Origin of the sequence: Kitasatospora sp. NPDC002040 (assembly GCF_040296785.1) — a bacterium.
Lineage (GTDB): Bacteria > Actinomycetota > Actinomycetes > Streptomycetales > Streptomycetaceae > Kitasatospora.
This window is the reverse complement of the sequence record NZ_JBEOXV010000029.1, coordinates 1-25,092: the sequence shown is the minus strand read 5'-3', so window position 1 is coordinate 25,092 and position 25,092 is coordinate 1. Positions and strand designations below refer to the sequence as shown.

Sequence of the window (25,092 nt, the reverse complement as noted above, 5' to 3'; positions counted from 1 at the left end):
CGATCCAGGGAGCCCGATGCCCCCGACGCCCAGCGCAGGCCGTACCCAGAGCCGCGCCGTCGATCCGCTGTTCCTCCGGTACCCGCTGCGCACCCTCGCCGACGCCGCCCTGGGCCGGGCCGTCCAGCTGGGCGCCGCCCACGCCGACTTCCGGCTGGAGCGGGTCCGCAGCGCCTCCTGGCGGCTGCGTGACGCACGCCCGGCCGGCTCCTCGGACAGCGTCCAACTGGGCTTCGCCGTCCGGGTGCTGCTGGACGGCGCCTGGGGCTTCGCGGCCGGGGTGGACCTGACCCCGGAGGCGGCCGTGCTGGTCGCCGAGCAGGCGGTCGCGGTGGCCCGGCTGTCGGGCGGGATCAGCCGCGCGGCCGGCGGCACCGACCTGGTCGAGCTGGCCGAGGAGCCGGTGCACGCGGACGCCACCTGGGTCTCCGCGTACGAGGTCAACCCGTTCGAGGTGCCGGACGCGGAGAAGACCGCGCTGCTGGCCGAGTGGAGCAGCCGCCTGCTGGCCGCCGACGGGGTCTCGCACGTGAGCGCGAGCCTGCTCACGGTGCAGGAGAACAAGTTCTACGCGGACACCGCGGGCACCACCACCACCCAGCAGCGGATCAGGCTGCACCCGACGCTGGAGGCCACCTCGGTGGACGAGCGCACGGGTGCCTTCGACTCGATGCGCACGCTGGCGCCGCCGGCCGGGCGGGGCTGGGAGTACCTGCTCGGCACCGGCTGGGACTGGAACGCCGAACTCGCCGAGCTGCCCGGCCTGCTGGCCGAGAAGATGAAGGCGCCGAGCGTCGAGGCCGGCCGCTACGACCTGGTGATCGACCCGTCCAACCTGTGGCTGACCATCCACGAGTCGATCGGGCACGCCACCGAGCTGGACCGGGCGCTGGGCTACGAGGCCGCCTACGCGGGCACCTCGTTCGCCACCTTCGACAAGCTCGGCTCGCTGAAGTACGGCTCCGAGCTGATGCACGTCACCGGCGACCGCACCGCCGAGCACGGCCTCTCCACCATCGGCTACGACGACGAGGGCGTGGCCACCCAGTCCTGGGACCTGGTCAAGGACGGCGTCCTGGTCGGCTACCAACTCGACCGGGCGATGGCGCGGTTGAAGGACCTCGGCCGCTCCAACGGCTGCGCCTACGCGGACTCCCCCGGGCACGTCCCGGTGCAGCGGATGGCCAACGTCTCGCTCCAGCCGGCCGCCGACGGGCCGAGCACCGAGGGCCTGTTCGCCCAGGTGGAGAACGGCCTGTACATCGTCGGCGACCGCTCCTGGTCGATCGACATGCAGCGGTACAACTTCCAGTTCACCGGCCAGCGCGCGTACGCCATCCGGAACGGCGAACTGGCGGGCCAGGTCAAGGACTTCGCCTACCAGGCCACCACCACCGACTTCTGGGGCTCGATGAGCGCCGTCGGCGGCCCCGAGACCTACGTGCTCGGCGGTGCCTTCAACTGCGGCAAGGCCCAGCCGGGCCAGGTCGCGGCGGTCAGCCACGGCTGCCCGTCCGCGCTGTTCCGCGACGTCAACGTGCTCAACACGCAGCAGGAGGCGGGTCACTGATGCCGTACATTCACCCGCACGAGCTGGTCGAGCGCGCGCTCGAACTGTCCCGGGCCGACGGCTGCGTGGTGATCGCCGACGAGGAGTCGACGGCCAACCTGCGCTGGGCCGGGAACGCCCTGACCACCAACGGCGTCACCCGGGGCCGCCGGCTCACCGTGATCGCCACCGTGGCCGGCGCCCAGGGCACCGCCTCCGGCGTGGTCGCCCGCGAGGCGGTCACGCTGGACGAGGTCGAGAGCCTGGTCCGGGCCGCCGAGGCCGCCGCCCGCGACGCCGGCCCGGCCGAGGACGCCCAGCCGCTGCTGCCGGGCCGGCCGGCCTCGGCCGACTTCACCGCTCCCCCGGCCGAGACCTCGATCGAGGTCTTCGCCGAGTTCGCCCCCGCGCTCGGCCGGGCCTTCGCCCGGGCCCGGGCCGCCGGCCAGCTGCTGTACGGCTTCGCCCGGCACGAGCTGACCAGCAGTTACCTCGGCACCTCCACCGGCCTGCGGCTGCGCCACGACCAGCCCACCGGCACGGTCGAGCTGAACGCCAAGACCGAGGACCTGGCCGCCTCGGCCTGGGTCGGTGCCGCCACCCGCGACTTCACCGACGTGGACGTCACCGCGATGCACACCGAGGCCACCAAGCGGCTCGGCTGGGGCGCCAAGCGGATCGACCTCCCGGCCGGGAAGTACGAGACGCTGCTGCCGCCCACCGCCGTCGCCGACCTGATGATCTACCTCAGCTGGTCCGCCGGCGGCCGGGACGCCACCGAGGGCCGCACGGTCTTCTCCAAGCCCAACGGCGAGACCCGGCTCGGCGAGCGGCTCAGCCCGCTGCCGCTCACGCTCCGCTCGGACCCGGCCCGGCCCGGCCTGGAGGCGGCGCCGTTCGTGCTGACGCACTCCTCCGGCGACGACAGCTCGGTCTTCGACAACGGGCAGCCGCTGGCCGCCACCGACTGGATCAAGGACGGGGTGCTGGCCAACCTGCTGACCACCCGTCACTCCAGCGAGCTGACCGGCCTGCCGCTCACCCCGCCGGTGGACAACCTGGAGCTGGCCGTCGACGACCAGGCCGGCGCGCCGACCCTGGACGAGATGATCGCCCGCACCGAGCGCGGCCTGCTGCTCACCTGCCTCTGGTACATCCGCGAGGTGGACCCGGCCTCGCTGCTGCTCACCGGCCTGACCCGGGACGGCGTCTACCTGGTCGAGCACGGCGAGGTGGTCGGCGCGGTGAACAACTTCCGCTTCAACGAGTCCCCGGTCGGCCTGCTGGAGCGGATCACCGAGGTCGGGCGGACCGAGCCCTGCCTGCCCCGCGAGTGGGGCGACTGGTTCACCCGCGCCGCGATGCCGCCGGTCCGGGTGGCCGACTTCAACATGAGTTCGGTGAGCCAGGCGTCATGACCCTGGACGAGAAGCGGACGGTACGGGTCTCCAAGACGCTCTCCCGCGTGCTCCGGCACGACCCGGCCTCGATCGGCATCACGCTGGACGAGGCCGGCTGGGTCACGGTCGACACCCTGCTCGCCGCGCTGGCCCGGCGCGGCACCCGGGTCAGCCGGGCCGAGCTGGACCACGTGGTGGAGACCAACAACAAGCGCCGCTTCGCGTACTCGGACGACGGCTCGCTGATCCGGGCCAGCCAGGGCCACTCGGTGGCGGTCGACCTCGGTCTGGCCGCCACCGAGCCGCCCCCGGTGCTCTACCACGGCACCACCGGACGGAACCTGGACGCGATCCACCGCGAGGGCCTGCGCCCGATGAGCCGTCAGGACGTGCACCTGTCCGCGGACACCGAGACGGCCGTGCGGGTGGGTTCCCGACACGGCCGTCCGGTACTGCTGCGGGTGGACGCCGCCGCGATGGCGGCGGCCGGTCACGAGTTCAGGGTCAGTGCCAACGGTGTCTGGCTGACCGACCTGGTCCCGCCGGAGTACCTGTCCTCACACCTTCTTCCGTGAGGCCCAGACCGGGCTGATGACCACGATCAGCAGGACCGCCGCGCCCAGCTGGAAGGCGTGCCGCCACCAGTCGAAGCCCCTGGTGTCGGCCACCCCGAAGAGGTGGGCGACCAGGTTGCCGAGCAGGGCCCCGACCATGCCGAGCACCATGGTCAGCCAGATCGGGATGTCCTGCTTTCCCGGAATCACCAGCCGTGCGATCCCACCCAGAATCAGACCCTCGATCAGCGCCGAGATGATCGCCCACATGTCAGCTCCCGGGACCGCGGCCGCCGACCCTCGGCGGTGCTCCCCTTGTTGATCACAGTTTTTGCCCCGTCCGGCCCATCCGCACCTCGGGTGGGCCGTTTCGTGCCCCCACCCTCCTCCGGGCGGGTGAAGCAGGCGTACCGTGAGGACGCCGTACCGGGACCGGACGAGGGTGGTAGCAGCATGGGCAAGCGGGGCGAGATCTTCCGGATCACCGGGGCGCGGAGCAGTCTCTCCGAGGACGTCCGAGCCCGCCAGCGGCGCTACGTGATCTCGATGCTGGTGCGCACCCTGTGCGTGCTGCTCGCGGTGGTGCTCTGGGACGTGCAGCGCTACCTCGCGTTCGCCGCGCTCGGCGGCGGGCTGCTGCTCCCCTACTTCGCGGTGCTGATCGCCAACGCCGGCCGGGAGCGGGCACCGGGCCTGCCGAGCACCTTCGCGGTGCCCGCCGACACCCCCCTGATGCTCGGCCCGGGCGGCACCGGCGGCGGGGGCGACCAGGGCAAGGCCTGAGGTCAACGCCCGATTTGCCGCCGTATCAAGTGATTTGACCGACAGAAAGCTCAGAACAAGCTCAGATTAATCTTGGCAGAGCTAGCCACACGGGGCTTTCAGCGTGACATACTGCGTACGCGCTCCGCATCCCCCGTCGGAGCGACAGACCGACGCCGGGCGGCTCCCCCCGTGGCTGCCCGGCGTCGTCATGCCCTCGTTCGGCGAGATGCGAGACTGGCGGTGCTCACTCCCCGCCCACGGCTCCAGGACGGCTCACCATGGACACCCCCGCGTTCAGTCTCTTCGGCGGGCCGGACGGCCCCGAGGGCCCCCCGGTCTGCTCGGGCAAGGGCTGCCGGAAACCGGCCGAGTGGGTGCTGGTGTGGAACAACCCGAAGCTGCACACGCCGGACCGGCGGAAGACCTGGCTGGCCTGCGAGGACCACCGCGAGCACCTGTCCCAGTTCCTGGGCGTGCGCGGCTTCCTGAAGGAGACCGTCGCACTGGAGCAGTGGGAGGGCTGACGGCGGGTCAGCCACCGATCGCGGACATCGGCCGCTCGGGCTGGAGGAACTCCGGGTTGTCGATGCCCGCACCGGCCTTCTTGCCCCACATCGCGGCCCGCCAGAGCGCGCCGATCTCGGCGTCGCTGCCGCCCGCGCGCAGGGCGGTGCGCAGGTCCGTCTCCCCGGTCGCGAACAGGCAGTTGCGGACCTGGCCGTCGGCCGTCAGCCGAGTCCGGTCGCAGGCCCGGCAGAACGGGCGGGTGACCGAGGCGATCACCCCGACCACGGCCGGGCCGCCGTCCACCAGCCAGCGCTCGGCGGGTGCCGCGCCCCGGGCCGCGGACGGCTCGGGGGTGAGTGCGAACCGGGTGTGCAGGCGGTCCAGGATCTCCTCGGCGGTGACCATCTGCGAGCGGTCCCAGCCGTGTTGGGCGTCCAGCGGCATCTGCTCGATGAACCGCAGCTGGTAGCCGCGCTCCAGGCACCACTCCAGCAGGTCGGCCGCCTCGTGGTCGTTCACCCCGCGCATCAGCACCGCGTTCAGCTTCACCGGGGTGAGCCCGGCGGCCTCGGCGGCGGCCAGCCCGTCCAGCACGTCCTGGTGGCGGCGGCGGCGGGTCAGGGTGAAGAAGACGTCCGGGTCCAGGGTGTCCAGCGAGACGTTCACCCGGTCCAGGCCGGCCGCCTTCAGCGCCGTCGCCGTCCGGGCCAGGCCGATGCCGTTGCTGGTCAGCGAGAGCTCGGGGCGGGGCGCCAGCTCGGCGCAGGCGGCCACGATCGACACCAGCCCGGGGCGCAGCAGCGGCTCGCCGCCGGTGAACCTGACCTCGGTGACCCCGAGGTCGTGGACGGCGATGGTGACCAGCCGGACGATCTCCTCGTCGGTGAGCAGCTCGCTCCTGCCCAGCCACTGGAGCCCTTCCTCGGGCATGCAGTAGGTGCAGCGCAGGTTGCACTTGTCGGTCAGGGAGACCCGGAGGTCGACGGCCTGTCGGCCGAAGGTGTCGAGCAGCACGGCGACGGTCCCCTTTCCCGGAGAGTGCGACTGGCCCGGCCGCCGGTAACGGCGGACCGGGCCAGCTTAACTCCGTGGTGCGTCAGGACCGGAGCGGCATCCAGGTGCCGGGACGTCAGTGCGCGCCGAGACCGGTCAGCGAACGCACCTCCAGCTCGGCCGCCTTGGCCGGATCGGCCTTGTCCTTGGCCAGCAGGGTGCCCAGCCAGCCGGCCAGGAAGCCGATCGGGATCGAGACCAGGCCCGGGTTCTCCAGCGGGAACCAGTGGAAGTCGGCGTGCGGGAAGAGCGACTTCTCGGTGCCGGAGACCACGGTGGAGAAGAACACCAGGGTGACCGAGCTGATCAGGCCGGCGTAGACCGAGCTGACCGCACCGGCGGTGTTGAAGCGCTTCCAGAACAGCGAGTAGAGCAGCGTCGGCAGGTTGGCCGAGGCGGCCACCGCGAAGGCCAGCGCCACCAGGGCGGCGGTGTTGAGCTTCTCGGCGAACAGGCTCAGCACGATGGCGACCGCGCCGATCCCGATCGCGGCCAGCTTGGCCGAGCGGACCTCCTCCTTCTCGCTCGCCTTGCCGCGCCGGATCACGTTGGCGTACAGGTCGTGGGCGAAGGAGGCCGAGGAGGCCAGCGTCAGACCGGCGACCACGGCCAGGATGGTGGCGAAGGCCACCGCCGAGATGACCGCCAGCAGGATCGCGCCGCCGGTGGTGCCCGCACCGCCGCCGAGGTACTCGGCCAGCAGCGGGGCGGCGGTGTTGCCGGCCGGGTTGGAGGCCTTGATGGTCTTCGGGCCGACCAGTGCGGCCGCGCCGAAGCCGAGCGCCAGGGTCATCAGGTAGAAGCCGCCGATGATGCCGATCGCCCAGAGCACCGACTTCCGGGCCGCCTTGGCGGTGGGCACGGTGTAGAACCGGACCAGGATGTGCGGCAGCCCGGCGGTGCCGAGCACCAGGGCCAGGCCGAGGCTGAGGAAGTCCAGCTTGCTGGTCTCGGTGGCGCCGTACTTGAGCCCCGGTTCCAGGAAGGCCGTGCCCTTGCCGGAGGCGTCGGCGGCGGCGCCGAGCAGGGCGGAGACGTTGAAGTTGTACTTGGCCAGCACCAGGACGGTCATCAGCGCGGTGCCCGCGATCAGCAGCACCGCCTTGACGATCTGCACCCAGGTGGTGCCCTTCATCCCGCCGATGGCCACGTAGATCACCATCAGCGCGCCGACCGCGACGATGGTCCAGCGCTTGGCGCCCTCGCCGCTCACCCCGAGCAGCAGGGCCACCAGCGAACCGGCGCCGACCATCTGGGCCAGCAGGTAGAAGATCGACACCACGATGGTGGAGATGCCCGCGGCGGTGCGCACCGGCCGCTGGCGCATCCGGAAGGCCAGCACGTCGGCCATCGTGTAGCGGCCGGAGTTGCGCAGCGGTTCGGCCACCAGCAGCAGCGCGACCAGCCAGGCGACCAGGAAGCCGATCGAGTACAGGAAGCCGTCGTAGCCGAACAGCGCGATCGCCCCGGCGATGCCGAGGAACGAGGCGGCGGACATGTAGTCGCCGGAGATCGCCAGGCCGTTCTGGAAGCCGGTGAAACCGCGCCCGCCGGCGTAGAAGTCGGCGGCGTCCTTGGTCTGCGACCCGGCCCAGATCGTGATGCCCAGGGTGGCGAGCACGAAGATGCCGAACAGGGTGATGGTCAGGCCGCGGTGTTCGGTCGCGGCGGTGGCCAGGATGTTCATTCGCCCGCCCCCCGGGGGTTGATCACGATGGCCCGCTCGCGGATCGCGGTGGCGGGCGGGTCGAGCCGGCGGTCCGCGAAGCGCGCGTACCAGGCCGCGATCGCGAAGGTGCTGGCGAACTGGAGCAGTCCGAGCAGCAGTGCCATGTTGATGTGCCCGAACAGCTTGATCCCCATGAAGGCGGGGGCGTAGCTGGAGAGCAGCACGTACAGCAGGTACCAGAGCAGGAATCCTGCGGTCACCGGGAAGACGAACCCCCGGAAGGTCTTCCGCAGTGCGGCGAACTCGGCGCTCTCCTCGATCAGTTGGACTTCCGTCGGGGTGCTGTCGGCGGTGGGTGGACTATCCATTCGGTGTCTCCTGTGTGTTCGGGCGGCACTGGGGGAAACGAATGGGACGTGAGGGGCGTCACAGTCGTGGGATCGGCTGCATGTTAGGGCCTACGAACCACCCGGGACAGACTCCGTACCGAACTTTGACCAGAAAACGTCAAATGGCGGCACCGCCGTGCGGTGCCGCCATTCTGAGGGAGCGTCAGAAAGCGATCCGGACCTTCAGCGCCGAGCGGTCGTCCATCGCCCGGTAGCCGTCCGGCACCCCGTCCAGGTCAACGGTGCGGTCGAAGACCAGGCCCGGGTTGATCGTCCCGGCCAGCACGTCGGCGAGCAGCTCCGGGATGTACGCGCGGGCCGGGGCGACGCCGCCGCCGACCGAGATGTTGCGGTTGAACATCTGGCCGATGTCCACACCCGCGCTGCCGCCGTGCGGGACGCCGACGTAGCCGACCCCGCCGCCGTCGCGGGTGATCGAGATCGCGGTGCGCATCGACTCCTCGGTACCGACCGCCTCCAGCACGGCGTGCGCGAGCTGACCGCCGGTCAGCTCGCGGACCGCCTCGATCGCCGCCTCGCCGCGCTCGGCCACCACGTCGGTGGCGCCGAAGGCCCGGGCGATGTCGGTCCGGGCCTGGTGCCGCCCGAGCGCGATGATCCGCCCGGCGCCGAGCCGGTGCGCGGCCAGCACGCCGCACAGGCCCACCGCACCGTCGCCGACCACGGCCACGGTGGAACCGGGGCGCACCCCGGCCGCGACGGCGGCGTGGTGGCCGGTGCTCATCACATCGGAGAGCGCCAGCAGCGAGGTGAGCAGCTTGTCGTCCCCGGCCGCGTCCTTGGGCAGCTGCACCAGCGTGCCGTCGGCGTACGGCACCCGGACCGCCTCGCCCTGGCCGCCGTCGGAGCCGACCTCGCCCCAGAAGCCGCCGTGCGGGCAGGAGGTCTGCAGGCCGTCCCGGCAGAACTCGCAGACGCCGTCCGACCAGACGAAGGGCGCGACCACCAGGTCGCCCGCCTTCACGCTCGACACCTCGCGGCCGACCTCCTCGACGATGCCGAGGAACTCGTGCCCGATCCGCTGCCCGGGCTGACGCGCCGCCACGCCCCGGTAGGCCCACAGGTCGCTGCCGCAGATACAGGCGTTCAGCACCCGCACGACGGCATCCGTGGGCCGCTGGATCACCGGGTCGGGGACCTCCTCGATCCGGATGTCGTTCGGGCCGTGGATCACGGTGGCGCGCATGAGGGATCTTCCTTCTGCCTGGTGCGTTGTGCGGGGTCGCCCTGGTAGGACCACTCCGGGTCCCACGATATTCCGGGGTGTCGCGTACGCCACTTTCGGCGCTCGTGGGCGGTCCGGAATCCGCCGAACGACCTTGGGTGTGGGCGCGCGCCCTTAAGCTGGTCCACCATGTACGCGATCCAGTCCCCGAGCGGCGAACCCACCTGGGCCGCGCCGCTCCCGGCGCAGCGCAGCACCGAGCACGGTCAGGGCTTCGCCGTGGTCGACGTCGAGACCACCGGGCTCGGCCGCACCGACCGGGTGATCTCCGCCGGTGTCTACCAGCTGGACGCGCACGGCGAGGTCACCGACCACTGGTACACCCTGGTGAACCCCGAGCGCGATCCCGGCCCGACCTGGATCCACGGCCTGACCAGCCGGGAGCTGGCCGGGGCGCCGACCTTCCCGGAGATCGCCGCCGAGCTGGGCGAGCGGCTGGCGGGGCGGGTGATGGTGGCCCACAACGCGCTCTTCGACTGGAACATGATCTCCCGTGAGTACTCGCGAGCCGGGCTGCGTGCTCCCGTGGAGCAGCGGCTCTGCACCATGGTGCTCTCCCGCGACCTCGGCCTGCCGCTGCCGAACGGCAAGCTGGCCAGCCTGGCCGAGTACTTCGGTGTCCAGCAGCGCCAGGCGCACAACGCGCTGGACGACGCCCGGGTGCTGGCCGAGGCGTTCCGCCCCAGCCTGCAGCTGGCCCGGCAGGTCGGGGTGCCGCTGCCACTGACCAACTGCGTGGCCGTCACCGACCTGGGCGAGGACAGCTCCGCCCCGGCCCGGTCCGGCTACACCTCGTCCTACCGCCCGAGCCGCAAGCGCCCGGCCTGCCCGTACCCCAACCCGGGCCGCTGGGTCGACGGCCGTCCGCTGGTCCAGGGCATGCGGGTGGCCATCACCGGCGACACCGCCACCGACCGCGAGCTGCTGGAGGACCGCGCCGTCGAGGCCGGCCTGCACATCGCCTCCTCGGTCAGCCGCCTCACCAGCCTGCTGGTCACCAACGAGGCGGGCAGCTGGAGCGGCAAGGCCCGCAAGGCCCGCGAGTACGGCACCCCGGTGGTCGGCGAGGACGCCTTCCTCCACCTCCTCCGCGAGGTCGCCCCGCACCCGGGCGTGTGAACCGCCCCGGGCAGCGGTTCCGCACCCCCGGTGTGTGCGCCCGGCGTCAGTACGCGTAGTTTGCCGATGTGTACCGATTTCTGCTCTCCTGGCGCTGGGCGGCCATCGCCCTGCTGGCCGCCCTGCTGATCCCGACCATGGTCGAGCTGGGCTTCTGGCAGTTCCACCGGCACCAGGCCCGGGTCGCCCGCAACGAGCTGATCACGCAGAGCCTGACCGCCGCGCCGGTCGCCTTCGACACCGTCTCCAAGCCCGGCTACGCCGTGCCCAAGGACCTCACCTGGCGCACCATGAGCGCCACCGGGCAGTACGACACCGCGCACGAGTTCGTGGTCCGCGGCCGGACCGAGCCCGAGGGCAGCAGCATCGGCTACTTCGTCGTCACCCCGCTCCGGCTGGCCGACGGTGCCGGCTCGGTGCTGGTCAACCGCGGCTGGGTGGAGTCGGGCGAGGACGCCACCACGTACCCCGCCGTCCCCGCCCCGCCGGCCGGCCAGGTCACCGTCACCGGTCGGCTGCGGGCCGAGGAGACCCCCGGCAGCGGCATCAAGGTCCGCGGCAAGCTGCCGGACCGTCAGTTCCAGCTCATCAGCAGCACCCAGCAGGCCGAGCTGACCGGTCTGCCGGTGCTCGGCGGCTACCTGGAGCTCGCCTCCTCCGCCCCCGGCCAGGGCGACTCCCCGGTGGTGCTGTCCGAGCCCGACCACTCCTCGATCGGCCCGCACATGGCGTACGCCGTCCAGTGGTGGCTGTTCGCGGCCCTGGTCCCGGTCGGCCTGGTGGTGCTGGCCCGCCGCGAGGCCCACGAGGACGCCCCGGCCGAGCCCGCACCGGAGCCGGTCGCCGTCTGACGGTCCGTCGATCGGGCAGGATGGCCCTCATGGATCTCGGACTTCAGGACAGGGTGTACGTGGTGACCGGCGCGACCCGGGGCCTCGGCTTCGCCTCCGCGCGCGAACTGGTCGCCGACGGCGCCAAGGTGGTGCTCAGCGGCCGCACCAAGGAGGCGGTGGACGCGGCGGTCGCCGCCCTGGACGCCCCGGGGCAGGTGCACGGCGTGGTCGCCGACAACGCCGACCCGGCCGGCGCCCAGCTGCTCGTCTCGGCCGCCCAGCAGACCTACGGCCGCCTCGACGGCGTCCTGGTCAGCGTCGGCGGGCCGCCCGCCGGCACCGTCCTGGACTCCACCGAGGCGGACTGGCAGCACGCCTTCGAGACCGTCGTGCTCGGCGCCCTGCGGATCGCCCGCACCGCCGCGGCCGCCCTCGGCGAGGGCGGCGTGATCGCCTTCGTGCTCTCCACCTCGGTCCGCCAGCCCGTCCCGGGCCTCGGCATCTCCAACGGACTGCGGCCCGGCCTGGCGATGGCCGCCAAGTCCCTCGCCGACGAGCTGGGCCCGCGCGGCATCCGCGTCCTCGGCCTGCTCCCCGGGCGGATCGCCACCGACAGGCTCCGCGAGCTCGACGCCCTCGGCGGGGACCCCGCCGCCGCCCAGCAGCGCGCCGCCGCCACCATCCCGCTCGGCCGCTACGGCACCCCCGCCGAGTTCGGCAAGGTCGCCGCCTTCGCCCTCTCCCCCGCCGCCTCCTACCTCACCGGCATCATGCTCCCGGTCGACGGCGGCGCCCTGCGCTCGCTCTGACCCCTGCCCCGGCGCGGCCTCGCGACCCTTCGGCAGGCGCTCGACCACGGCGCAGCCAGGGGCTCGGGGAACAGCGAGGACGTCCGGCGTGCGGGCCAACAGGCAGGGTGGCCGACCCCGCCCGCACGGTGAACACTCCTGAGGTCGGCGTCGCAGTTTCCCCGAGCCCCCTGCGCGGCGGGCGGTGCTCAGAGCACGCGCCGGGGGGCCGGGGCGCGGGAGGCCGCTGGGGCCCGGGTGACCCGCAGGCGGAGGTCCGTGGGCAGGTCGTCCTGGCCGAGGGTGGTGCGGGCGTGGGCGAGCGGGCCGGTCAGGAAGTCGTCCACCGCTCCGGCCGGGTCGCCGCCCGGGGCGAGCCGGACGGCCGCGCGGAGCAGCAACTGCTTCGGACGCCCCGTCAGCCGGGCCTGCACCCGGGTGACGTCGGGCAGCGCCACCGTCTCGGTCTCGACCGCGTCGGCCAGCGCCCGGCTGCGCAGCCGCACCGTGACCCCGGCCCCGCCCACCGGCAGCGTCACCGAGCTCGGCCCGCTCCGCCGCACCTGGGCGAAGAGCCACCACAGAGCCAGCGCGACCGTCAGCCCCAGCACCGCGAACACCACCGGCCACCACCAGGCCTCGCCGGACCACCGGGTCCGCGAGGCGTCGCTCAGCACCGGCTGGTCCGGCGAGGTGAGCGGCCACCAGGTGGGCATCCGCACCCCGAGCCGCCCGTACAGGTCGAGCCCGCCGGCCAGCACCAGCACTCCGCCGACCAGCAGCAGGGCACCGGCCAGGCCCAGCACCACCCGGTTGACCGTGCTCCGGCTCATCGCCGCCCCTTTCCGGTCCGAACGTCCAACCGGTGCTCGCCGGCCAGCGGCACCCGGGCCAGCTCCGTCCGCAGCTCCCGCTGCACGTCGGCCGGATCGACCCGGCCGACGAAGGTCACGGTGGTCCGCCCGCGCCGCACCTTGGCGCCGGCCGAGTGCACGCCGTCCAGCTGCTCCGCCCGCCGGGTGACCAGCGCAGCCACCCCGGCGCGGTCGATCACCGCGCCGGGCTGCCGCAGCAGCAGCCAGCGCCGCAGGCCGGGTGTCAGCGCCAGGACCAGCAGGAGCACCCCGAGCAGGACGGCCGCTCCGGCGGAGATCAGCACCACCGGGTCGTCCAGGTGCAGAGTGGCCAGCCGGTCGGCGGTCTCGGCCCGCCAGGGGCGGGCCCGGTGGCCGGTCCGGACGGCCACCGCGTCGTAGAGCAGTCCGCCGCCGAGCACCAGCGCCGCCACCACCACCGGCCCGGTCCAGCCCGTCCGGTTCGAGCGCAACCGCCGGACCCTGGGCGGGATCTGATCGTCCGTCATTCCTTCGGCACCAGCCGCTCGACCACCACCACGATCTCACCGACCGTGGTCCCGGCCAGCCCCGCCAGTTCGGCGGCCACGGCGGCCCGGACGGCCCCGGCCAGCGCGGCCAGGTCGGCCGGGAACGGCAGTTCGACGCCCAGGGTCAGTCGGACGTCGCCGCCCGCACCGGACACCGCGACCCGCCGGACCGCGCCGGGGCGCCCGCCGAGGGCCTGCCCCGTGGCGCGCTCGGCCAGCCGGGCGAGCACCCGGTCGGCGATCCGCAGCCGGCCGCGCTCGGCGGCCGGCACCACCGCGGGCACCACCGCCGCCGCCATCAGCGGCGCCGGTCGCGACCGCGCAACAGCTCGGTCAGGTCGCCGAGTTCGAGGTCGCCCTCGATCAGGCGGCCGGCCACGAAGCCGACCGCACCGAGGACCGCGACCAGCAGGAAAGCGGCGAACCCGCCGAAGTACCCGGCAAAGCCCAGGGCCATCCCCACCACCAGCCCGATCAGGCCGAGATTCATCCGCTGCCGCTCCTGTCCCGTGTCGCTCTACTGGACCCTGGGCCGCTGGCCGCTGCCGGCCATCGACTCCTCTTCCTCGTCGGCGTCCGGCTCGTCGGGCAGGTGGACGTCGTTGACGGCGATGTTCACCTCGACCACCTCCAGGCCGGTCATCCGCTCCACCGCCGCGATGATGTTGGCCCGCACCTCGGCCGCGAGCTTCGGGATCACCACGCCGTACTCGACGATCAGCGCGATGTCGATCGCCGTCTGCTTCTCGCCCACCTCGGCCTTGATGCCCCGGCCGACGCTGGACTTGCCGCCCGGCACCCGGTCGCGCATCGCGCCGAAGGTGCGGGAGAGCCCGGAGCCCAGGGCGTGGATGCCGGAGACCTCCCGGGCGGCCATGCCCGCGATCTTCTCCACCACGCCGACCGCCAGCGCCGTGCGTCCGCGCTCCTCGGCGGACGGCGGTGCGGCGGGCTTGTGGGTGTCGGTCTTCGGCATCGCGGCGGGCGTCGGGGTGTCGGCCATGGCGGTCTCCCTGTGTGTGCATCCAGCTATATCGCAAACCAGACCAACTCTGACATTCCGCCACGGCCGCCGCTCCCCGGAGACCACCGGACAGCGCAAAGGGCCCACCCCGGTCGGGGTGGGCCCTCGGGCGGGTGACCGGCCGTCAGTCGCCGAGGCCCGCGAGGTCGCGCAGGCGGCGCGCCTGGGCGGCCCGCTCGGCCACCCGCTGCTCCTCGAAGGACCGCCCGGCCGCCCCCTGGAGCAGTGCCTTGGTCTCGATCACCGCGCTGCGCGGTGCGGCCAGCAGGGCGGCGGTCAGGTCCCGGACGGTGGCGTCCAGCTCGGCCGCGGGGACGGCGAGGTTGGCCAGCCCGGTGGCCACCGCCTCCTCCGCGCCGACCCAGCGGCCGGTCGCGCAGATCTCCAGCGCCCTTGCGTAGCCGACCAGTTCGGTCAGCGGCTTGGTCCCGGCCAGGTCGGGAACGAGGCCGAGCGAGGTCTCCTTCATGGCGAACTGGACGTCCTCGGCGACCACCCGCAGGTCGCAGCCGAGCGCGAGCTGGAAGCCCGCGCCGACGGCGTGCCCCTGCACGGCGGCGATGCTGATCAGGTCCGGACGGCGCCACCAGGTGAACGCCTCCTGGTACCCGGCGATGGTCTCGTCCAGGTCCTTGTCGTCCGCCGCGGCGAGCTGGAGGAAGTTCCGCTCGCCCGGGATGCCCTCGGGGGTGAACATCGCCCGGTCCAGGCCGGCCGAGAACGAGACGCCCTCGGCCCGCAGCACCACGACCCGCACGGTGCCGGGCAGACTGCGGCCGATCCCGGCCAGCGCCCGCCACATCGCCGGCGACTGGGCGTTGCGCCGCTCCGGGCGACAGAGCGTCACCACGGCGGTCTCACCGTCGAGTTCGAGCCGGACTCCGGCCTGCTCCCAGAGCTGCGGGTCGGTGTCCAGGATGGGGGTGCTCATGGCGGTACCTCCGGCGACGGTGCGGTTGGCTACCGGAGAGTAACAAAAACCGGCGCCGCCGGACAGGCCCCCTCGGACCCACCCCTGCGACACCGGGAACGACGATCGGCGGTCCGGATGTCCGGCCGCCGAGTCGTCTCGAGCTGATTGGTGCTCACTGAACTGCTGGCGCTTTGATCAACTGGCACTGCCCTGCCGGATCATTTCCCCTGACGATATGTCAGGAACCGGCTGCCGCAGTCACCTTGCCCTTGCCACGCGTGGCACCGCCGCGGCCCCGGAGATTGACTCCGGACTCGCTCAGCATGCGGTGCACGAAGCCGTAGGAGCGGCCGGTCTCCTCCGCAAGCGCGCGGATGCTCGCCCCGGAGTCGTATTTCTTCTTCAGATCGGCCGCGAGCTTCTCACGCGCGACACCAGTTACCCGGCTGCCCTTTTTCAGAGTCTCGGCCACCCGTGCCTCCTCGTAGCTTTGCTCGGTCAGATTCCCATGATCACCCATAGCCAGGCTCCTGGCCACCCATTCGACAAGGTCGATACCGGGAAAGCGCAGTCTGCCGGTCGTGATCGCAGCGCACAAGGGCGCTCACGGAGGGTGCTCACGCCCCCTCAGGGGGCGGGGGTCCGGGCGCGGTGGGGGACGAAATTGCTGATCAGCCCGGCCGGGCCGAGGGGTGAACAGCGGGTCGACGACAGCGGAACTCCTCAAACGGAATCCGGGAGTCTCCCATTCCCGGATTCCGTCGGAGACCGGCTTTTCTACGCCAGATCAGCTAGTCGGCGTCTACTCCGGGTCAGGCCAGCGCCACCAGGTCGAGGTAGCCGGGGCTCCACAGGTCCTCGACGCCGTCCGGCAGCAGGATGATCCGCTCCGGCTGGAGCGCCTCGACCGCGCCCTCGTCGTGGGTCACCAGGACCACCGCACCGGAGAAGGTGCGCAGCGCGCCGAGGATCTCCTCGCGGCTGGCCGGGTCGAGGTTGTTGGTGGGCTCGTCGAGCAGCAGCACGTTGGCGCTGGAGACCACCAGCGAGGCCAGCGCGAGCCGGGTCTTCTCGCCGCCGGAGAGCACCCCGGCCGGCTTGTCGACGTCGTCGCCGGAGAACAGGAAGGAGCCGAGGATCTTCCGGATCTGCACCAGGTCGGTGTCCGGCGCGGCCGAGCGCATGTTCTCCAGCACCGTCCGCTCCGGGTCGAGCGTCTCGTGCTCCTGCGCGTAGTAGCCGATCTTCAGACCGTGGCCGGGAATCACCTCGCCGGTGTCTGGCTGCTCGACGCCCGCGAGCATCCGCAGCAGGGTGGTCTTGCCCGCGCCGTTGAAGCCGAGGATGACCACCCGGGAGCCCCGGTCGATGGCCAGGCCGACATCAGTGAAGATCTCCAGCGAGCCGTAGGACTTGGAGAGCCCGCTGGCCGTCAGCGGCGTCTTGCCGCACGGGGCCGGGTCCGGGAAGCGCAGCTTGGCGACCTTGTCGGAGGCGCGCACCTGCTCCAGGCCGGAGAGCAGCTTCTCGGCCCGGCGGGCCATGTTCTGCGCGGCGACGGTCTTGGTCGCCTTGGCCCGCATCTTGTCGGCCTGCGAGTTGAGCGTCGCGGCCTTCTTCTCGGCGTTGGCCCGCTCGCGCTTGCGGCGCTTCTCGTCGTCCTCGCGCTGCTGCTGGTACTGCTTCCAGCCCATGTTGTAGATGTCGATCTGCGACCGGTTGGCGTCCAGGTAGAACACCTTGTTGACCACGGTCTCGACCAGTTCGACATCGTGCGAGATCACGATGAAGCCGCCCTTGTACGTCTTCAGGAAGTCGCGCAGCCAGACGATCGAGTCGGCGTCGAGGTGGTTGGTGGGCTCGTCGAGCAGCAGGATGTCGGAGTCCGAGAACAGGATCCGGGCCAGCTCGACCCGGCGGCGCTGACCGCCGGAGAGGGTGTGCAGCTGCTGGCCGAGGATGCGGTCCGGCAGGCCCAGCGCGGCGGCGATGGTGGCGGCCTCGGCCTCGGCGGCGTACCCGCCCTTGGTCAGGAACTCGGTCTCCAGGCTGGCGTACTTCTTCATCGCCTTGTCCCGGGTGGCGCCCTGGCCGTTGGCCATCCGGTCCTCGTTCTCGCGCATCTTCTTCAGCACGGTGTCGAGGCCGCGGGCGGACAGGATCCGGTCCCGGGCCAGCACGTCGAGGTCGCCGGTGCGCGGGTCCTGCGGGAGGTAGCCGACCTGGCCGGTGCTGGTGACGCTGCCGCCGGCCGGGATGCCCTCGCCGGCCAGCACCTTGGTGAGCGTGGTCTTGCCGGCGCCGTTGCGGCCGACCAGGCCGATCCGGTCACCCGGGGCAATCCGGAAGTTGGCGGACTCGATCAGCACGCGGGCGCCGGCGCGCAGCTCCAGTGCGTTCGCGGAAATCATGGCTGGGGTACTCCTGAGGCGGGCGGGGCGGCGGGATGGGGGCGGAGCTGGGGTGAAGGCGCCTCGGGCGCCGCACGTCCGCTAATGCCCGGAGAGAACAGCCATGCGGCCCAGTCTACCGGCACCCGTCCAGAGCCTTTTCTGCCACGGCGACGGAAGCCGGGGGCGGTCCGGCTCCCGGCCGCGCCCCGGCCGGGGGCCGAGGCCCGGTCAGCCGGCCGGGCAGCCCAGGGCGGCGAAGGGGGTGGTGCAGGCGGACTCGGGGGCGGCGAGCTTGGTGTCGTAGGTGCGGGTGCCGAGGACGGGGCCGTCCTCGATCGCGATCCGCTGCTCGTCGAGGCGGCGGAGCTGCACGTTGGGCCCGGTGTCGATCTGGAAGGTGCGGGCGGACAGGCGGAAGCCGGTGACGCCGCCGGGAAGCGGGCTGCCCGAGCTGTTGGTGCCGGTGCAGGACCGCGGCACCAGGACCGCGTACGAGGTGTGCACGGCCCGCAGCGGGTCGTACGAACACCCGGCCAGCGGGCGGGAGTTGAACCGGAGGTCGCCGTCGCTGTCGCGGAAGCCCATGGTGAGCGCCGGTGTGACGACCGCCACCCAGGTCTCCTCGCCGTCGACCGGCTGGAGCGCGGCGGCGGCCCGCCGGACCTCCTCGGCGAGCTTCTCCGCGTCGGTCCGCTCGGTGCCCTCCTTGGCGTCGGAGCCGTGCAGCCAGTCGGCCAGGCCGGGGACGGCCCGGTGCCAGCGGACCTCGTGGTCGCTGGGGCGGACCGAGGTGACCATGCCGTCGTCCCAGACCACCACGGCGCTCTCGCCGACCAGGGCCTGGTGGAGCGCGGTGGCGCCCTCGCGGCGGTACGACCAGAGGTGCTCGCCGGTGCTGCGGTCGAAGGCCTCCAGACCGGGGCCGACCCGGAGGTCCAGGCTGCCGGCGGCGCGGGTCTGGGCGCTCACCGGGCTGGCGTCGACACCGTCCGCGTTGCCCGGCTTGACCAGGCGGTCGCCGAACGGGACCGGCCGGTTGGCGTGCGCGGCAGCGCCCACCCCGAGGACCGCCAGAACGGCGATGGCGGGCAGCACGGATCGTCGGGTGAGGGCACGGAGCGGCTTCCAGGACACTGGCGGAGCCTACCCAACCCTCGCGGCTTCCGTCAGCCAGGCGCGTCGGTACACCCCTGGGGATGACGGGCCGCCCGGCGTTCACGCGCAGGCCGGAAGCCCAGGTCCGCCAACGGGCGAGGGGTCCGGAGCGCCGCTAGGGTGCGACTGCGGTCACGGGACGGACTGTTACAGAGGTGGTACGCGATGCAGTTTGACGACCAGGCGGATCTCGACACCTCGCAGGTGCAGGACCGGCGCGGGATGTCCGGCGGGAAGATGGCGCTGGGCGGCGGTGCGGTGGGCATCGTCGGCCTGATCATCGCGCTGCTGCTCGGGGTCGATCCGAGCACGCTCGGGGTCTCCGACGGCGGTGGCGGCTCGGCCGGGCAGACCAGTGCCGGGCAGGTGCAGGACACCTGCAAGAAGGGCTCCGACGCCAACCAGCGGCAGGACTGCCGGACGGTCGCGGTGGTCAACAGCGTGCAGAACTTCTGGCAGGGCGAGTTCACCCGCCGGGCCGGGGCGTACCGGCCGGCCGAGACGGTGCTGTTCACCGACCGGGTGTCGACCGGCTGCGGGGCGGCGAGCTCGGCGGTCGGGCCGTTCTACTGCCCGGCCGACCGGAAGGCGTACTTCGACCTCGGCTTCTTCAACGAGCTGAGCAGCCGGTTCGGCGCCAAGGGCGGACCGTTCGCGGAGGCGTACGTGGTGGCGCACGAGTACGGGCACCACATCCAGAACCTGACCGGGCAGATGAAGAAGGTCGGGCAGGACCGGCAGGGGGCGAACAGCGGCTCGGTGAAGCTGGAGCTGCAGGCCGACTGCTACGCGGGGGTCTGGGCGTACCACGCGACCCGGACGCCGCAGGCGAGCACCGGGCGGCCGCTGATCAGCTCGCTGACCGACGCGGACATCGCGGCCGGGCTGGACGCGGCGGCGGCCGTGGGCGACGACCGGATCCAGCAGCAGGCGCAGGGCCGGGTCAATCCGGAGAGCTGGACGCACGGGTCCTCGGCGCAGCGGCAGCAGTGGTTCGCCACGGGGTACCGAACGGGTGACATGGCGCGCTGCGACACCTTCGGTTGAGCCGAACGGGAAGCGCCTGGGCCTGATGGGCCAAGGCCGCTGCGACCTACCACTATCGAGTGACATGAGGCTTTTCTGACGGTCTGTGGGATTACCGTCGTGCCTACTGGCCTGGACAGGCCCCGCACGCCGTCCCGAGGAGAAGACCCATGCGATTGGCCCGCCTGACGCTGGCCGCCGCCGCGCTGCTGTTGGTGACCACGGCGAGCGTTCCCTCCGGTACTCCGCTGAGCCAGACCGAGCGGCACACCGCCCTCTCCTCGGACGCCATCGAACCGCGCGGGGCCGCCCCCCGGCCGACCGTCCAGCGGGCGAAGCACGAGCCGCCGTTCGGCGCCTTCGTCGGATCGTGGGACAACTACATCCCCAACATCGCCCGGATGGCCACCTGGCTGAACGGCGCCAACATGCAGGTCGGCCACACCTACCTGGCGGGCAACAGCTGGCACGACATCGAGGGCGAGCCGGTGGTGCTCGGGCTCTGGTCGCAGTGGAAGCTGGCCGACCCGCAGCGCAAGCTGATCCTCGGCGTGCCCATGCTGGTGCCGAACGAGGGCAACGTGCCGGACGCCGAGGTGGCCCGGCTGCTGGCCCGGGGGAACAAGGGCGAGTTCGACCAGCACTTCCTCAAGCTGGCCCGGAAGCTGGTCGCGCTCGGCGGGCAGGACACGGTCATGACGCTGGGCTGGGAGATGAACGGCACCACCTACACCAGCCGCTGCAAGCCGGACCCGACGGCCTGGAAGGCGTACTGGCGGCGGATCGTGACGGTGATGCGCTCGGTGCCCGGGCAGCACTTCCAGTTCGACTTCAACCCGACCCGGGGGCTGGACGCCATCCCGTGGACGCGCTGCTACCCGGGCGACGACGTGGTCGACATCATCGGGATGGACAGCTACGACCAGCCCGCCGGCGGCACCTTCGACGAGTACATCTCCGAGCCGTACGGGCTGCAGGACCAGGTGGAGTTCGCGGCCAAGCGGGGCAAGCCGGTCTCGTACCCCGAGTGGGGGCTGTTCCGCAACGGCGACAACCCGGAGTTCGTCCGGCGGATGGTGGACTGGATGCGCACCCACGACACCGCCTACCAGACCGTCACCGACTACTGCCCGCACGGATTCTGGGAGTGCGACCGGAACCCGAAGTCGACCGCGGTGTTCAAGCAGCTGATGACCGGGTCCCGGGGCTCCGTCGTCCCGTCAGCTCCGCATCCGGGCCAGTAGCGCCTGCTTCACGCCGGGCAGCCTGGTGCGCAGCTGGTGCACCAGGGCCTGCCTGATCCGGACCCGGACGGCCCGGGCGGCGGCCCACGGGGCCAGCCGTCCGGGGCCCAGCACCAGCCGCTGGTTGGGGAGTTGGTCCGGACGCCAGCGCTGCTTGTACGGCTCCTGGCCGCGCAGCAGGCTGAGCACCGGGATCCCGGCGGCCCTGACCTCGTCCAGCGCGGCGCCGAACAGCAGGCCGGCGATGTCGAGCCGCTCGCGCAGCGCGGGGCGGGCCCCGTACATGTAGAGGCCGCCGAACGGGGGGCTGAGCAGCAGCAGGTTCACCGCGACCAGCTCGCCGTCCAGGTGGAACTGGTGGACGGCGGCCCGGCCGGTGGCGACCAGCCCGGTGGTGGACTCGATCAGGTGGGCGGCGAACCGCTCGGTGCGGTGCTCGGGGGTGACGCCGCGGTCCTGCCACTGCTCGATGTGCAGCCGGAGCAGCCCCCGGATCGCCTCCGGCACCTCCTCCGGCGTGCAGCTGCGGGTCCGGACGCCGGACTCGGCGATCTTGCGCTGCTTGACCCGGCTGCGCTGGGCGGTCTTGCCGGGCAGCCGCTTGAGCAGCTCCTCCATCGGGACCGCGGGCAGGTACTGGCAGAGCGAGTCGGCGAACCGGAACCGGCGGCCGCGCCAGTGCCGGAACACCTGCTGGACGGCGGCCTCCGGCCGGACCTCGCGCAGCTCCAGCGAGTGCCAGGGACGGGTGAGCGGGAGGGCGGCGGCCAGCTCGGCGGCGGCCCGGTCGGTGCAGGAGTCGTCCAGCAGGACGTCGGTGAAGTCCACCAGGCCCGCACCGAGGTTGGTCAACCCGCCGAACGGGCCCCGGCGTTGCAGGGCGGCGGCGCCGACCAGCCGGTCGTCCCGGCGGACCAGCACCAGCACCAGCGCGCCCGGGCTGCCGTACTGGCGCCACCAGGAGGCGAGCCAGGCGGCCGCCTGGAAGGAGGTGGCGGTGGCGCAGCGGGCGGCCAGCCCGTCCCACTCGGCGGTGACCAGGTCGAGCGCGTCGTCCTCGCGGCGGATCTCGGTCCGCCAGCGCGGGACGCCGGTCTGGCCGGGCAGGGTGACGGTGGAGATTTCGGTGGTCATCCTCGGCTCCCGGTCTGCTGCGGTTCCTTGGCCGCGGCCTCGGCCCGGCGCTTGGGCACCTCCAGCGAGAGGGTGACGGTCTGTTCGGCCGGCGCCTCGGGGCCGGTGGGCACCGGGGCGGGGGCGGGGGCCGTGGTGTTCTTCGGCCGACGGGTCATCAGCACCAGCGCGCCGAGCAGCAGCCCGCCCGCCGCGCCGACCGCCACGTCCAACTGGGCCGAGGGGGTGGCCGGGCGGTCCGGTACGGCGGCCCCGGCCAGCGGGACCAGCTTGACGCCGGTCTCCTTGGTGCTGGTGTTGGCGAAGGCGATCAGCGACTTGGCCACCGCGTCGGCGGCGTGCGCGGCGTCCGCGCCCTTGCGGCCGGAGCCGGTGATCTCGATCACCGGGGCGTCCGGCGAGGTGGTGCCGCGGACCAGGTCGGCCAGCTCGTTGATGGTCTTTCCGGTCTCGGCGGCCGCCCCGGCCAGCACCTGCGGCTGCCCGGCCAGCCGACCGTACGCCTGGGCGAAGTTGACCGCGGTGGCGCCCTCACCGGGGCCCTGCGGGACCACCACCACATAGGAGTTGGCGGCGTAGCTGGGGTGCGAGACGACGGCGTAACCGGCGCCGGCCATGGCACCCAGCGGGACGGCGAGCGCGACCGGCCACCAGCGGCGGGTCAGGGCACGCGCGCTCCGGCGCAGTTCGGACATGGGAAGCTCCTTGGCTAGAACGTTCGTTGTGGGTACTCGGGGTCCGCCGGGGCTGCGTCAGCGGGACCGGGCGGCCAGCGGCTCGCGCTCCCCCGGCACCCGGTCGGCCGGCCCGCCGAAGCGGTCGTAGAGCAGGGCGAGGCGCTCGGCGATCCGGGCGATGTCGTAGTGGGCGACGGCGGCCGGCTGCGGCAGCACGGTGCTGCGACGGCTCCACAGCTCGCACAGCGAGGTGGTGTACGCGGCCGCCGTGGCCGGCAGTTGGACCGCATCCGGGGCGGCCCCGGGCGGCAGGTCGTCCAGTGCCGGGCAGGCGCTGTGCCGGACCGGCAGCCCGGCGGCCAGGGCCTCCAGCACGGTCAGGCCGAAGGTCTCGCCGGCCGAGGGGGCGGCCAGCACGTCCATCGCGGTGAGCAGTTCGGGCACGTCGGCCCGCTCGCCGGTGAGCAGCAGCCGGTGCAGCACCCCGCGCTCGCCGGCCTGCCGGAGCAGCGCCTCGCGCTCGGGCCCGGCCCCGACCACCAGCAGCCAGGGCTCCCGCAGCGCGGGGTGCTGGGCGCCGAGCGCGGTCAGCTCGGCCAGCACCGGGACCAGCAGGTCGAACTGCTTGGTCGGCACCAGCCGCCCCACCGCGCCGATCACCCAGGCCTGCTGGGGCAGTCCGAGCTCGGCCCTGACCCGCCGCCGCATGGCGGCCCTGAGGTCGGCCGGCAGGGCGTACCCGGCCGCGTCGATGCCGTTCGGCAGCAGCTCGACCCGCTGGGCCGGCACACCCCAGTCGGTGAGCGTGCCGGCCACCTGGCGGGAGACCGCGATGGTGCTGCTGCCGAGCCGTTCGGCGGCCAGGTAGAGCGCCTTGACCCCGGGGGTGACCGGGCGGCCCTCGATCATGGCGGGCTGGAGCGAGTGCTCGGTGGCCAGGACCGGACGGACCCCGGCCAGCCGGGCGGCCAGCCGGCCGTACAGCCCGGCCCGGTAGAGGTGGGTGTGCACCAGGTCGTACCGGCCCTGCCGGATCAGGCCGGTGAGCCTGGGCAGCACGCCGAGGTCGCGGTTGCCGCGCATCTCCAGGTCGTGCACCGGCACGCCGTCGGCGGCCAGGGACGCGGCCACGGTGCCCGGGTTGGTGAGGGTGGCCACCTCGCACCGGTGCCGCTCGGGGAGATGACGGAGCATCAGCTCCAGCTGGCGTTCGGCGCCGCCGGAGGCCAGGCCGGTGATCACGTGCAGGACCTTCACCGGGCGGCCCTCCGCAGGCGGTGCGAACGCAGCCCGGTGACCGCGTCCCGGAGCCGGTGCCGCCCGCGTTTGGCCCGCAGCCGCCAGGCGCCGTCCCGGTCGCCGACATAGCTCCGGGGCAGGGCGTAGCGGCCGGTGAGCCCGCCGTGGGCGATCGCACAGGCGTAGTCGTACCCGGCGTCCCGCACCGCCAAGGTGGCGGCCCGGTCGACCGCGCCGTACGGGTAGCAGAAGCCGGTGACCGGTCCGCCGATCAGCTCCTCCAGCGCCCGTCGGCTCTCCCGGGTCTGCACCGCGAGCTCGGCCGCGGGCAGCCCGGGCAGGGCCTGGTGGCCGAGGCCGTGCGAGCCGATCTCCCAGCCGGCCCGGGCCAGTTCGGTCACCTGGTCGACGGTGAGCAGCTGCTTGCGCGGGCCCTTCACGTCCCAGCCGTTCTCGGTGCCGAGCAGGTCGGGCACCACGTACGCGGTGGCGGTGAAGCCGTACTCGTGCAGCACCGGGACGGCGTACCGGGCGAAGTCCGCGTAGCCGTCGTCGAAGGTGAGGCCGACCAGGTGGCCCGCGGTGCCCGCGGCCCTGGCCCGGAGCAGCTCGCGGACGCTGACGCCGCGTCGGCCGGTGCGGTGCAGCCAGGCCATCTGGGCGGCGAACTTCTCGGGGCTGACGGTGAGCAGGTACGGGTCCTCCTCCTCGTCGGCCACCGAGTGGTACATCAGGATCCACGGGGCGCCCCGGCCGGACCCGGCCAGGGGTTTTCTGTGACCGGTGGTCGTTGCCTGCGCCGGGAGGCGCAACTGCTGATCGGAGTCGACATCCATGGGGCAGCTTCCCTTCAGCGGCCGAAGGTGGCGGGGGAGCCCGGGGGCGGGCGGGGTGGGGGGCGGGGCGGCGGCCTCGGCGGGGGCGGCCGCCGCGGCGCGGCTGGGATCGTGTGGTATGAGACTGGCACCGCCCGTGCACGGAGCGTGGAGAGAGCCAACTCACACCCCCCGAACGTAACTTTGCGCCCCCGA

Annotated in this window: 28 protein-coding genes; 10 read left to right on the top strand and 18 right to left on the bottom strand. The window is 72.9% G+C overall.

The features are described from left to right. Positions 1-16: 16 nt before the first annotated feature. From ABT118_RS31745 to ABT118_RS31735, 3 genes are read left to right on the top strand one after another with little or no spacing between them, the layout of a single operon-like run. Positions 17-1,570: a TldD/PmbA family protein gene (locus tag ABT118_RS31745; RefSeq protein ID WP_350677613.1), complete on the top strand. Its 1,554-nt coding sequence runs from the start codon at positions 17-19 to the stop codon at positions 1,568-1,570. Next, the gene (locus ABT118_RS31740) at positions 1,570-2,967 is read left to right on the top strand and encodes a metallopeptidase TldD-related protein (RefSeq protein ID WP_350677608.1); all 1,398 of its coding nucleotides are present in this window, start codon (positions 1,570-1,572) and stop codon (positions 2,965-2,967) included. The genes ABT118_RS31745 and ABT118_RS31740 overlap by 1 nt, the downstream gene beginning before the upstream one ends. Positions 2,968-2,969: 2 nt before the next feature. After that, positions 2,970-3,524 carry an RNA 2'-phosphotransferase gene (locus ABT118_RS31735; protein WP_350677721.1) on the top strand — a complete coding sequence of 185 codons (555 nt, stop codon included), beginning with the start codon at positions 2,970-2,972 and terminating at the stop codon, positions 3,522-3,524. Here ABT118_RS31735 and ABT118_RS31730 read toward each other — a convergent pair. Next, the gene (locus tag ABT118_RS31730) at positions 3,507-3,773 is read right to left on the bottom strand and encodes a GlsB/YeaQ/YmgE family stress response membrane protein (protein ID WP_350677602.1); all 267 of its coding nucleotides are present in this window, start codon (positions 3,771-3,773) and stop codon (positions 3,507-3,509) included. The two genes, ABT118_RS31735 and ABT118_RS31730, sit on opposite strands and share 18 nt — an antisense overlap. A gap of 183 nt (positions 3,774-3,956) precedes the next feature. Here ABT118_RS31730 and ABT118_RS31725 point away from each other — a divergent pair, with 183 nt between their 5' ends. Both ABT118_RS31725 and ABT118_RS31720 read left to right on the top strand, forming a co-directional pair. Further along, complete coding sequence (locus ABT118_RS31725) at positions 3,957-4,286, top strand: DUF3099 domain-containing protein (protein ID WP_350677597.1); 330 nt, start codon at positions 3,957-3,959, stop codon at positions 4,284-4,286. 260 nt (positions 4,287-4,546) lie between these two features. Then, positions 4,547-4,792, top strand: a complete 246-nt coding sequence (locus tag ABT118_RS31720) for a hypothetical protein (RefSeq protein WP_350677593.1) — start codon at positions 4,547-4,549, stop codon at positions 4,790-4,792. Between the two features lie 7 nt (positions 4,793-4,799). Here the strand turns inward: ABT118_RS31720 and moaA are convergent, their stop codons facing one another. The 4 genes from moaA to ABT118_RS31700 form a co-directional block, all read right to left on the bottom strand. After that, positions 4,800-5,789, bottom strand: coding sequence for a GTP 3',8-cyclase MoaA (gene moaA / locus ABT118_RS31715; protein ID WP_350677588.1), 990 nt, complete (start codon positions 5,787-5,789; stop codon positions 4,800-4,802). A 115-nt stretch (positions 5,790-5,904) separates the two neighbouring features. Continuing rightward, positions 5,905-7,515, bottom strand: a complete 1,611-nt coding sequence (locus ABT118_RS31710) for a monocarboxylic acid transporter (protein ID WP_350677584.1) — start codon at positions 7,513-7,515, stop codon at positions 5,905-5,907. After that, positions 7,512-7,865, bottom strand: coding sequence for a DUF485 domain-containing protein (locus tag ABT118_RS31705; protein ID WP_350677579.1), 354 nt, complete (start codon positions 7,863-7,865; stop codon positions 7,512-7,514). Before ABT118_RS31705 ends, ABT118_RS31710 begins: the two co-directional genes overlap by 4 nt. A 184-nt stretch (positions 7,866-8,049) precedes the next feature. Then, positions 8,050-9,093: a zinc-dependent alcohol dehydrogenase family protein gene (locus tag ABT118_RS31700; protein WP_350677575.1), complete on the bottom strand. Its 1,044-nt coding sequence runs from the start codon at positions 9,091-9,093 to the stop codon at positions 8,050-8,052. 168 nt (positions 9,094-9,261) lie between these two features. On the opposite strand from ABT118_RS31700, the gene ABT118_RS31695 reads away from it, so the two are divergent. From ABT118_RS31695 to ABT118_RS31685, 3 genes are all read left to right on the top strand, one after another. Next, positions 9,262-10,251, top strand: a complete 990-nt coding sequence (locus ABT118_RS31695) for a DEDDh family exonuclease (RefSeq protein ID WP_350677570.1) — start codon at positions 9,262-9,264, stop codon at positions 10,249-10,251. Positions 10,252-10,319: 68 nt separating this feature from the next. Continuing rightward, complete coding sequence (locus ABT118_RS31690; RefSeq protein ID WP_350677567.1) at positions 10,320-11,102, top strand: SURF1 family cytochrome oxidase biogenesis protein; 783 nt, start codon at positions 10,320-10,322, stop codon at positions 11,100-11,102. A 29-nt stretch (positions 11,103-11,131) separates the two neighbouring features. Then, positions 11,132-11,893 carry an SDR family oxidoreductase gene (locus tag ABT118_RS31685; protein ID WP_350677564.1) on the top strand — a complete coding sequence of 254 codons (762 nt, stop codon included), beginning with the start codon at positions 11,132-11,134 and terminating at the stop codon, positions 11,891-11,893. Positions 11,894-12,081: 188 nt separating this feature from the next. Here the strand turns inward: ABT118_RS31685 and ABT118_RS31680 are convergent, their stop codons facing one another. The 9 genes from ABT118_RS31680 to ABT118_RS31640 form a co-directional block, all read right to left on the bottom strand. Beyond that, a complete protein-coding gene (locus tag ABT118_RS31680; RefSeq protein ID WP_350677558.1) occupies positions 12,082-12,705 on the bottom strand; it encodes an Asp23/Gls24 family envelope stress response protein in 624 nt (207 codons plus the stop codon). Then, positions 12,702-13,235: a DUF6286 domain-containing protein gene (locus ABT118_RS31675; protein WP_350677554.1), complete on the bottom strand. Its 534-nt coding sequence runs from the start codon at positions 13,233-13,235 to the stop codon at positions 12,702-12,704. The genes ABT118_RS31680 and ABT118_RS31675 overlap by 4 nt, the downstream gene beginning before the upstream one ends. Beyond that, positions 13,232-13,555 (bottom strand): hypothetical protein, encoded by a 324-nt coding sequence (locus ABT118_RS31670; RefSeq protein ID WP_350677552.1) that lies wholly within the window; start codon positions 13,553-13,555, stop codon positions 13,232-13,234. Before ABT118_RS31670 ends, ABT118_RS31675 begins: the two co-directional genes overlap by 4 nt. Then, the gene (locus tag ABT118_RS31665) at positions 13,555-13,746 is read right to left on the bottom strand and encodes a hypothetical protein (RefSeq protein ID WP_350677549.1); all 192 of its coding nucleotides are present in this window, start codon (positions 13,744-13,746) and stop codon (positions 13,555-13,557) included. Before ABT118_RS31665 ends, ABT118_RS31670 begins: the two co-directional genes overlap by 1 nt. A gap of 27 nt (positions 13,747-13,773) precedes the next feature. Further along, positions 13,774-14,232 carry an Asp23/Gls24 family envelope stress response protein gene (locus ABT118_RS31660; RefSeq protein WP_350677713.1) on the bottom strand — a complete coding sequence of 153 codons (459 nt, stop codon included), beginning with the start codon at positions 14,230-14,232 and terminating at the stop codon, positions 13,774-13,776. Positions 14,233-14,404: 172 nt separating this feature from the next. Further along, positions 14,405-15,211, bottom strand: coding sequence for an enoyl-CoA hydratase/isomerase family protein (locus ABT118_RS31655; RefSeq protein WP_350677544.1), 807 nt, complete (start codon positions 15,209-15,211; stop codon positions 14,405-14,407). A 220-nt stretch (positions 15,212-15,431) separates the two neighbouring features. Then, positions 15,432-15,665 carry a helix-turn-helix domain-containing protein gene (locus tag ABT118_RS31650; protein ID WP_350677540.1) on the bottom strand — a complete coding sequence of 78 codons (234 nt, stop codon included), beginning with the start codon at positions 15,663-15,665 and terminating at the stop codon, positions 15,432-15,434. A gap of 340 nt (positions 15,666-16,005) precedes the next feature. Beyond that, positions 16,006-17,604, bottom strand: a complete 1,599-nt coding sequence (locus tag ABT118_RS31645) for an ABC-F family ATP-binding cassette domain-containing protein (RefSeq protein ID WP_350677536.1) — start codon at positions 17,602-17,604, stop codon at positions 16,006-16,008. A gap of 210 nt (positions 17,605-17,814) precedes the next feature. Beyond that, positions 17,815-18,720: a PQQ-binding-like beta-propeller repeat protein gene (locus tag ABT118_RS31640; protein WP_350677530.1), complete on the bottom strand. Its 906-nt coding sequence runs from the start codon at positions 18,718-18,720 to the stop codon at positions 17,815-17,817. 186 nt (positions 18,721-18,906) lie between these two features. On the opposite strand from ABT118_RS31640, the gene ypfJ reads away from it, so the two are divergent. Then, the gene (ypfJ, locus tag ABT118_RS31635; RefSeq protein WP_350677527.1) at positions 18,907-19,788 is read left to right on the top strand and encodes a KPN_02809 family neutral zinc metallopeptidase; all 882 of its coding nucleotides are present in this window, start codon (positions 18,907-18,909) and stop codon (positions 19,786-19,788) included. Positions 19,789-19,937: 149 nt separating this feature from the next. Then, entirely contained in the window at positions 19,938-21,011 is a 1,074-nt protein-coding gene (locus ABT118_RS31630) for a glycoside hydrolase family 26 protein (protein ID WP_350677523.1), read from the top strand. Here the strand turns inward: ABT118_RS31630 and ABT118_RS31625 are convergent. From ABT118_RS31625 to ABT118_RS31610, 4 genes are read right to left on the bottom strand one after another with little or no spacing between them, the layout of a single operon-like run. Then, positions 20,988-22,145 (bottom strand): GNAT family N-acetyltransferase, encoded by a 1,158-nt coding sequence (locus ABT118_RS31625; protein ID WP_350677518.1) that lies wholly within the window; start codon positions 22,143-22,145, stop codon positions 20,988-20,990. The two genes, ABT118_RS31630 and ABT118_RS31625, sit on opposite strands and share 24 nt — an antisense overlap. Further along, positions 22,142-22,840, bottom strand: coding sequence for a YveK family protein (locus tag ABT118_RS31620; protein WP_350677513.1), 699 nt, complete (start codon positions 22,838-22,840; stop codon positions 22,142-22,144). Before ABT118_RS31620 ends, ABT118_RS31625 begins: the two co-directional genes overlap by 4 nt. A 57-nt stretch (positions 22,841-22,897) precedes the next feature. Continuing rightward, positions 22,898-24,079 carry a glycosyltransferase gene (locus ABT118_RS31615; protein WP_350677510.1) on the bottom strand — a complete coding sequence of 394 codons (1,182 nt, stop codon included), beginning with the start codon at positions 24,077-24,079 and terminating at the stop codon, positions 22,898-22,900. Next, a complete protein-coding gene (locus ABT118_RS31610; protein WP_350677507.1) occupies positions 24,076-24,897 on the bottom strand; it encodes a polysaccharide deacetylase family protein in 822 nt (273 codons plus the stop codon). Before ABT118_RS31610 ends, ABT118_RS31615 begins: the two co-directional genes overlap by 4 nt. Positions 24,898-25,092 lie beyond the last annotated feature (195 nt).